Annotated in this window: 4 protein-coding genes and 7 pseudogenes; 7 read left to right on the plus strand and 4 right to left on the minus strand. The window is 51.6% G+C overall.

Annotation, left to right across the window (positions count from 1 at the left end; genetic code table 11):
* From Q0835_RS28825 to Q0835_RS28840, 4 genes and pseudogenes are all read left to right on the plus strand, one after another.
* Positions 1–203 (plus strand): hypothetical protein (locus Q0835_RS28825; RefSeq protein WP_298966749.1); only part of this gene is annotated, 203 nt, incomplete at its 5' end.
* Between the two features lie 184 nt (positions 204–387).
* The gene (argS, locus tag Q0835_RS28830; RefSeq protein WP_298966752.1) at positions 388–2,472 is read left to right on the plus strand and encodes an arginine--tRNA ligase; all 2,085 of its coding nucleotides are present in this window, start codon (positions 388–390) and stop codon (positions 2,470–2,472) included.
* 258 nt (positions 2,473–2,730) lie between these two features.
* A pseudogene (locus Q0835_RS28835) lies at positions 2,731–3,249 on the plus strand (IS5 family transposase); the annotation flags it as partial.
* A 133-nt stretch (positions 3,250–3,382) separates the two neighbouring features.
* Positions 3,383–3,523, plus strand: a pseudogene (locus Q0835_RS28840) (transposase); the annotation flags it as partial.
* On the opposite strand, the pseudogene Q0835_RS28845 reads toward Q0835_RS28840, so the two are convergent.
* Positions 3,520–3,708: pseudogene (locus Q0835_RS28845) on the minus strand (DDE-type integrase/transposase/recombinase); the annotation flags it as partial. The pseudogenes Q0835_RS28840 and Q0835_RS28845 overlap by 4 nt on opposite strands.
* Positions 3,709–3,715: 7 nt before the next feature.
* Positions 3,716–3,877 (minus strand): annotated as a pseudogene (locus tag Q0835_RS28850) (phosphomethylpyrimidine synthase ThiC); the annotation flags it as partial.
* 178 nt (positions 3,878–4,055) lie between these two features.
* Between Q0835_RS28850 and Q0835_RS28855 the strand changes: the two are divergent.
* Together Q0835_RS28855 and Q0835_RS28860 are read left to right on the plus strand one after the other, a co-directional pair.
* Positions 4,056–6,014 carry a N,N-dimethylformamidase beta subunit family domain-containing protein gene (locus tag Q0835_RS28855; RefSeq protein ID WP_298966755.1) on the plus strand — a complete coding sequence of 653 codons (1,959 nt, stop codon included), beginning with the start codon at positions 4,056–4,058 and terminating at the stop codon, positions 6,012–6,014.
* Between the two features lie 107 nt (positions 6,015–6,121).
* A pseudogene (locus tag Q0835_RS28860) lies at positions 6,122–6,873 on the plus strand (IS5 family transposase).
* 15 nt (positions 6,874–6,888) lie between these two features.
* Here Q0835_RS28860 and Q0835_RS28865 read toward each other — a convergent pair.
* A pseudogene (locus Q0835_RS28865) lies at positions 6,889–7,205 on the minus strand (IS3 family transposase); the annotation flags it as partial.
* A gap of 54 nt (positions 7,206–7,259) precedes the next feature.
* Between Q0835_RS28865 and Q0835_RS28870 the strand changes: the two are divergent.
* Positions 7,260–7,466 (plus strand): annotated as a pseudogene (locus Q0835_RS28870) (IS3 family transposase); the annotation flags it as partial.
* 288 nt (positions 7,467–7,754) lie between these two features.
* Here the strand turns inward: Q0835_RS28870 and Q0835_RS28875 are convergent.
* A partial coding sequence (locus Q0835_RS28875) for an integrase core domain-containing protein (protein ID WP_298966758.1) occupies positions 7,755–7,942 on the minus strand: 188 nt, incomplete at its 5' end.

Consider the following 7,942-nt stretch of genomic DNA (forward strand, 5'->3'; position numbering starts at 1 on the left):
GAACGGCATTCACGAAACTTCTGAAGCGAGACAGCGAAGCTCAGGTAGGGCACAAATTGGATTTTTGCAACAACGCCATGTGTTGCCCAGATTATTATTCAGTGGGAATGCGGCTAAAATCAGTAGTTGCTAAAATATTTTTTCAACCTTTTTTTCTGCAATTTGGTCACGAAATTGGCAACTTCGCTCTTCTAGCTTTTTGAGCCGAACGGCGAGAGTACACAAAATCGCACTCCAACCCCGTGCTGTGAGATCTTGAACAGGTTTGCGGAAAAAATAGGGCAATGCGATGCTCACTATTTAACCAACCTCGCCAGGACGCGACAAACATCATCACTGTTGAATCGGAATTCCGAGCAAGACATGTGTCAGAATGGACTACAAGCTATGCCACCTGCAGATAGTGTGACGATAAAAAAGCCACGAGGCTCGCTTCTCAAAGAAATTGTCAGCAAGCAGTACCAGTTCATCAAGGAGAAGAAAGAAGAAATCATCACCTTAAGGAATAGGAAAGACAATCCACGGCATCCGAACTATTTCTGGTGTCAACTCGAAAACTTACTGAGTAAATCCGTTCAAAAGGCAACTTCTGCCACCACTGTACAGATCAAAGTGGACCTAATTGGCAGAGACAAATTCGGAGGAGACATTGCCCTCAAAGTTCCTAGTTTGCTAGCTGCCGGTGGACCGAAGCGCTTTATAAGCGAGCACCTTCCTGCAATCGTCGCAGAGCTCAATTCCGCCTCGATGAAAGGCGTAGTGGAAAGAGTCGAAGCCAAAGGAATGTATATCAACATAACTCTTCGCGATGACTTTTTGCTTGGAACTGCAGAGCAGGTGTCATCGCAAGAAATTTCATTTGGAAATTCAGATGTATTTGAAAATCGGAACGTTGTTGTTGATTATTCTTCCCCAAATGTAGCAAAGGTACTTCATGCTGGCCATATCCGCTCAACAATCGTTGGTGAAGTTCTTTCCAACATGTATGACGCCTGCGGAGCAAACGTATTTCGCATAAATCACATCAATGATTTTGGTGGCTTTGGTTTTTTGCTTGAAGGGTATCGGCGTTTTCAAGGCGCAATGCCCGAAAATTCCACGCAAAATGATTGCCTTTTGGCTGTGTATTCAGTCAGGCGCACATTGGAAAAGCTGGCAACGAACGAGATTGAGGCTCAGGATTGGTCTGACGAAGACAGCGAAATTATGTCGCGATTTTTCCCTGACATAGAGGATTTGGCGGGTCTCAAAAAGGTGTTTGCCGAATTTACTACCGCGTCGAATGAACGGTTTGAGAAGCTTGAGGCCGGCGACCCAGAAGAAGTAGAGCTTTGGCAACAAATGGTGCAATGGAGCCTAAGAGAGTTTGAGGCCTTCTATCGCCGATTGAACATAGATATTGATTTTACAATTGGGGAGAGCTTCTATTTCCGGGATGGCCTTGAGGTTGTGAAACAAGCCTGTGCTGAAGGCCGTGCTGAACTCTTTTCAGTATCGGCTTCCGATGAGGCAATTCGTCATATTGAATCGCTGAAACAATCCGGCGAAATATCAGAACCGGAAGCCGAAGTGCGTATCCAAGCAGTTCGAAAAGACGTTGGATCGACAGTCGCCCGCCTTCCATCTGGAGAACGAATGGTGCTCCTGAGAAGTGACGGACGCAGCATTTATGCGACCCGTGACATTGGCGCCTTGTACCGGAGGAGAGATCTGTTTTCGCCTGACTTGATCGCATATGTGGTAGGCCAAGAACAAAAATCACATTTCCAACGCCTCTTCGCTGCGGCTGAAGTCCTGGGTGTCGTTGATCCGGCTCAAACAGAGCTGAAGCATATCTACTTCGGGTTCTATGTTGACGAGACTTCCGGTAAGAAACTGTCCTCCCGAGACAGCGTTGCCAATGTGAATTCCCTACTCGAACAAGCTGAGAAATACTACTATGAAAGGCTGTCCGGTAGGGATAATGTCGATGAAATGCAACGTCGCCAGGCAGCGCGTGATTTGACGGTCGGCTCTCTCATTTTCAATGATCTGAAGCAAGACATCAAAGGCTCCGTAGAAATAGATACGTCTTGTCTCGACAACACAATTCGAGGGTTTGAGCGGTCAGGCGGCGCCTACGTAATATATACTGTGTGCCGTGCTCGATCGATTTTACGCAGGCACGGGAAACCGCCAAAGAGCGTAGACACAATCCAGCAATACAATCTATCGAACCAAGAAGCCCACCTGCTGCTCATGCTACAGCAAATGCCGATACGACTAGCAGAGTCCGCGCAAAAGGCTAATCCAACTTTCTTGCTTCGCCATCTTTGGGAAATCGCGATGGAGTATAACTCTTACTATACTGCGGTACCGGTCTTCGAAAATGGTGTAGCTAACGACGCACGATTGCTCATTACGGCCGCGGTCCAAATTGTCCTATGCAATGGACTGGCGGTTTGCCATATCAATACCCCTGACAGCATTTGATTAGGACTAATACATAGCGTAATTCCGGCGGCCACTCTCCTGAGCCTATGATGCGGGGTCGTAGCACACGCCCCAAGAGGGCTTAAAGGAGAGTGACCGTGTTCAGAGTATGTTGGATTTGATGTTTCGAAGGAAGAGACTTTGTTCTGTGTGAAGGACTGGGATGGCAAGGTTGTTGGTCGTGGCAAGGTTGCAACCGATCCTGTGTCGTTGCTTAAGGCGCTGAAGGCGCACTGCACTTGTCCTGAGCGGATCGTGATGGAAACGGGCGTTGTTGCAAAAATCCAAACGGCCTGTGTTGATGAGAGTGTGGCGCATGACTGGGTCGTTGCGCGCACCGGCAAGCGGGGCCGGCCGGGGACATACTCCCATTTGGCGATCACGGTTTGTCTGGAGCTCCGGCCCGTTTTCCATTCAGCCCTGCGGCAAACCCAAGGGTTCCTGCGCTCTGTGTTCAGGCTGATGGGGCTGGAGCTGGCCATTCCTGATTTTACTACACTCTCGCGCAGAGCCGGCCGGCTTGCGCCTTTGCCACGGGCACGATCCGAAACGCCTGTTTCCCTTGACCTAGTCATAGACAGTACCGGCCTGAAGATCTTCGGGGCCGGAGAATGGCTGGAAACCAAGCATGGCAAGACATCCAGGCGCCGCTCGTGGCGCAAGCTCCACTTGGGGCTGGATCTGGAAACAGGTCAGATCGAATGCAGTGAGCTGACGACAGACGACATCGGTGGTCCGTCGGCCGTGCCGGATCTTTTGGATCAAATTGACGAACCCGTGCACCGCTTTCTAGCCCCTCTCGGCAGATTGCTTCGCATTCCGCCTGCCGGGCAATGGATGGTGCCTATGACGGCGCCGTCACACGGACCGCAATCATGCAGCGCTTTCGGTGATCCGAACTGTCGACGACATGACGAAGGCGTTCTCGGACGAAGAACGTTGTCGGCGTCTGGTGGAAGCAATGGTTTGGCCGAATGGCCGGATCTGTCCGGCATGTGGCTATAAGCGTTCCATCGCGATCGCCGGACGTGACATGGGAAAGCGCCGGGCTCGATACAGATAGCGCCATCGGCCCTTGATGCACAAATAGGTTTCATCGACGCGAACCGAGCCGCAATGCGGTTTGCGGAACCGGCGTAGCCGGTTTTCGATCAGCGGCGCAAACGCCAAAACCCACCTGTTGATTGTGCGGTGGTCCACCTCAAAGCCGCGTTCTAGGAACATTTCCTCCATCTCTTCTTGGCGGCCCGCACATGGAGCAGAATTGGGCGAGTTTGTGGGCCTCCTTCGGCAGGTTCTCGTCGTGGAAGGAACGGGCCGTTTCGGGATGCAGCGACAGGTTGAACTGAACTTCCCAGCGCATTTCGAAACGGGCCCGCGACAGGGCGTCGTCGCGAGTTTTCGCACAGTCTGAATCCCTTTCCTTATGAAAATTTTTATGGTTTGCCGGAAATTTTAAGTAGTTGCCCGGAAGTAGCCAAGGACGGTCTTGCAGAACAATGTAGCTAAATTTGGCAAAGCTAACCTTTGCCGACGGCGCGCATTGATAACGCGTACCTCCAACTGCAGCTCAATGAGGTCGAATGATGATTGCAACTGGTTACTGGTATGATTGGGTCACACGACCGGGCGACAAAGCAACGCTACATTTGTCAGGAGCAGGTGAGACGACGGTAACGCTTCACCCGCTCGATGGTAATAAGGTTGCCGAACCAAACAACGATCTCGTGTGGTGGGGAAACCTTGTTGAACGATCAATCGTACCGGGAAGTGCCGCTAGCGAGCAAATCAAGGTGTCGTCGTCCAATCATTGGTCGCTAAGTTTTGGTTTGCGCCTTGAGAGCGCTCCAAAATCTTCAGCTACGGTCGCGGTTCTCAGTACCTCAGGGGTTACAGGTGTCAAAGTAATATATGATGGGTTCAAACTCGCGGTGATCGCGAAGTATTTCAGATTTGAAAAAGCAGTCGAACTTGAAGACTGGCTAATCCTAGAAATTACATGCGATGGGACAACCACAAACGTCTCGCTCAATAAGAGGCAAGCCGCTAACGGCGATGCCGTTTCCTTCAGTGGCGAAGCCATTCCAATCCCAACAGAGATCACTTTTGGATCGGACCAAAGCCGCGGTGCTCATTTTAGGATCTGCGACGCTCAAATCGTCGGCGGCCTTGACACGCAAGAGCTTTTCACAGACCCATCGAAATCTATACAAAAAAACAACCCTGTCTGGGGCCTTTCTAACGGGCAGGGCGGTCACTCCGCAATACAATTCCATCCCGAAGACATTGGCGATGTTGAATGGCCGGCTACAGTAGGGTTTTCACTGCCCAATGATCTGCCGCCAGGTATGTACACAGCCAAATGTCAAAATGCATCGGGCACCACACATATCCCACTTTTCGTCGAACCTCGCGCACCAAAAAACCGTGTGGCGGTGCTGATGTCGACCTTCACCTATTTGGCCTACGCAGGTTACAGGCAAGGCTCTGAAGCCGCTACGCTCGGTGATTATTCAGAAGTGACTGACCGCGATGTCCAGCTGACGGACATTGACAGACGTTTGGCAACGGGCGTTGAACCGGGTTGGTCGCTTTACGACAAATACTCAAACGGTACGGTCACACACCTCGCATGCAGACGTCATCCGCTGATCGACTTTGTACCAGGCCACATCCATTGGCTGACCCACACCACCCGAAATTTCTGTACCGACCTTGAGCTTCTCCACTGGCTCGACCAGCAGGGCATTGAATTTGATCTTTTGACAGACGACTCCTTGCACATCAAGGAACCAGCTGACTTAAACCATTATGATATCATTCTCACCGGCTGCCACCCGGAATACGTTTCGGCGGAAATTCTCGATAACCTACAACACTTCATCGAAACCGGCGGTCACCTACTTTATTTGGGTGGGAATGGCTTTGAACTGGTCGCTGCACCATCATTGGCGAGCCCTGCCGATACTATCGAAATTCGACGTACTACAAACTTTGCAGGCGTCTGGCCAGGCGCAGATCCCGAAGATAACCAATTGTCCGGAAAACGTCCTGCTGGCCGATGGTCAGACGTGGGACGGCCTCCCAACCAGCTTGTAGGTGTTGGCTTCTGCTCTCAGGGATGGGGCCCAGCTCCTGGCTATGTTCAGTTACCCGAAGCTCGTTCTAACACTAGCGGACAAGAGTTCTTCGCCGGGATTGATCCTGATGAGATGATTGGTGATTTCGGGCACAGCCTTGGCGGTGCAGCAGGTGATGAAATCGACTGTGTTGGATTGAATGATGGAACGCCAAAAGCAACAATTCGCCTCGCAACTAGTGAGGGTTTGCACACACATCACATGATGGATTTGGGTCGCGGGAAACCGATACGGTCCGACATTGCTTTCACGCCAAATGACAGTGGCGGCTCAGTCTTCGCCGTCGGATCAATGAATTGGATCCCTTCGCTCATCGTTGAGCGAGAAGCCAATAATGTGGAAAAGATGACACAAAATGCAATTCGCCTTGCCAAGCGAAATGCTCGATCAAAGTTCAATTGATGCCGGTTTTAGCAGACCCGTCAACGCGGATGGTTCCAGCGAGGCGTCCTAAAGGATTGTGGGGATTTAGGACTCCCATTTGCGCCAGAATGTGATTCACCCTTCAGATGGACCGCTTTGTACTGACGGATGCCCAGTGGGCTCAGATAGAACCGCATTGCCTTGGCAAATCGACAGATCCTGGGCGAAGCGGGGTGAACAACCGCCTGTTCATTGAGGCGGTGTTGTGGATTGCCCGAACCGGTAGTCCGTGGCGAGACCTGCCAGAGAAGTTTGGGAACTGGAGCACGGCCTTCCGGCGGTTCAGTGATTGGCGCAGGGGTGATATTTTCAAGCGGATTTTCGATGCGTTATAGAATGAGCCGGACATGGAATACGCCATGGTTGATGCGACCATCGTCAAGGTTCACCGACACGGCCAGGGCGCAAAAAGGGGACTCAGAGCCAGGCCATAGGCCGCTCCAAAGGAGGCATGACGACCAAGGTTCTGGCTCTCACCGATGCATTGGGAAACCTTGTCCGCTTCCACCTGATGCCCGACCACCGCTTCGACACGGTCGGTGTTCCGCCGCTCATCGAGGGAATTGAATTCGGCGCGCTGCTCGCCGACAAGGCCTTCAACAGCAACGAAATCATCGCCGATCTCAATGATCGGGGCGCGAAGGTCCTCATCTCGCGACACCCGCGACGGGCCAGGCCAATCCCGCTTGATGCTGAGATGTACAAATGGCGCCATCTGATCGAGAACTTCTTCTGCAAACTCAAATAGTTCAAGCGTATCGCCATGCGTGCTTGCAAAACCGACCAGAGCTTTGAGGCTATGATCTACATCGCCGCTGCTGTCATAAACTCACGATGAATCCCCACAAGCCTTAGGCCGGGTTATGGCCAAGTCTCTGAGAAGGTACGGGTAAATCTTGTGCCGGAGTATTTTTTGCTCGTCTTCGGCTCTTGGAAAATCGGCACCAGACGCATGAGCCTCATCAGCCGTCGCACCCGGTGCCGCCCGCATCTGTGGCCCTCTCGCTGCATGTGGCGGGCCATCTGACGCGAGCCGTACCAAGGCGTCTCCAGGAATTGTCGGTCGATGATTTCCATGAACGCCAGGTTTTCGGCACTTTCCCCGCGCGGTTGATAGTGGAGGCTGGAGCGCGCCAGCGACAGCAGACTGCACTGCCGCCGAACGCTAAGATCAGGAAGATCCGCTTTCACCGCTTTTTGCCTCCAGCGTCGAGGATGAGACTGGAGGCTACCGTCAAACGCTTCCACTACGATGATCATGGCCAGTTCGAAGCCCATCTCGCGGACTTCATCAACGCCTACAATTTCGGGCGCAGGCTGAAGACGCTACGCGGGCTGACGCCATACGAATACATTTGCAAGATATGGACTTCAGAACCTGATCGTTTCAGACTTAATCCGATCCATCAAATGCCGGGACTGAACACCTAGGTGCCTATCAAATCTAACGAACGATCAAACGGACAAATTAATTAATTCCAATATCTTTGCAATTTATTGAATTTTTCACAAATGATCGCCTCCACGTTTGTACTTCTGAACAACACTACAAATAAATATAAAATACTACACATATATATATCCTGCTAATTATAAGGAAGAATTGCAGCCAGTCAGGGACCACACCTGTGAGGAAGCTACAGTAACTGTTTACACGTGAGAGATGGTCCCGGTTTTTGACCATTTTCCGCCAGGCTAAGCTATCGCATGGATTTCATTTCAGGCGGCAACCTTCAGGCCTGGGCCTTGACTATCATAGGCCCCGTCCGGTGTCAGCAGCCCGTGCGATGAGTGCGGGCGCTTCTCGTTGTAATAGGTGATCCAGGCGCCTATTCCCTCACGGGCTTCAGAGCCTGTTTCAAAAGCATTCAGGTAGACGCACTCGTATTTCACTGATCGCCAAAGGC

Origin of the sequence: uncultured Roseibium sp. (assembly GCF_947499295.1) — a bacterium.
Classification (GTDB): Bacteria; Pseudomonadota; Alphaproteobacteria; order Rhizobiales; family Stappiaceae; genus Roseibium.

Excerpts from the sequence above, each read along its gene's own strand:
- argS (WP_298966752.1), top strand. The coding sequence starts at position 388 with ATGCCACCTGCAGATAGTGTGACGATAAAAAAGCCACGAGGCTCGCTT.
- Q0835_RS28855 (WP_298966755.1), top strand. The coding sequence starts at position 4,056 with ATGATGATTGCAACTGGTTACTGGTATGATTGGGTCACACGACCGGGC.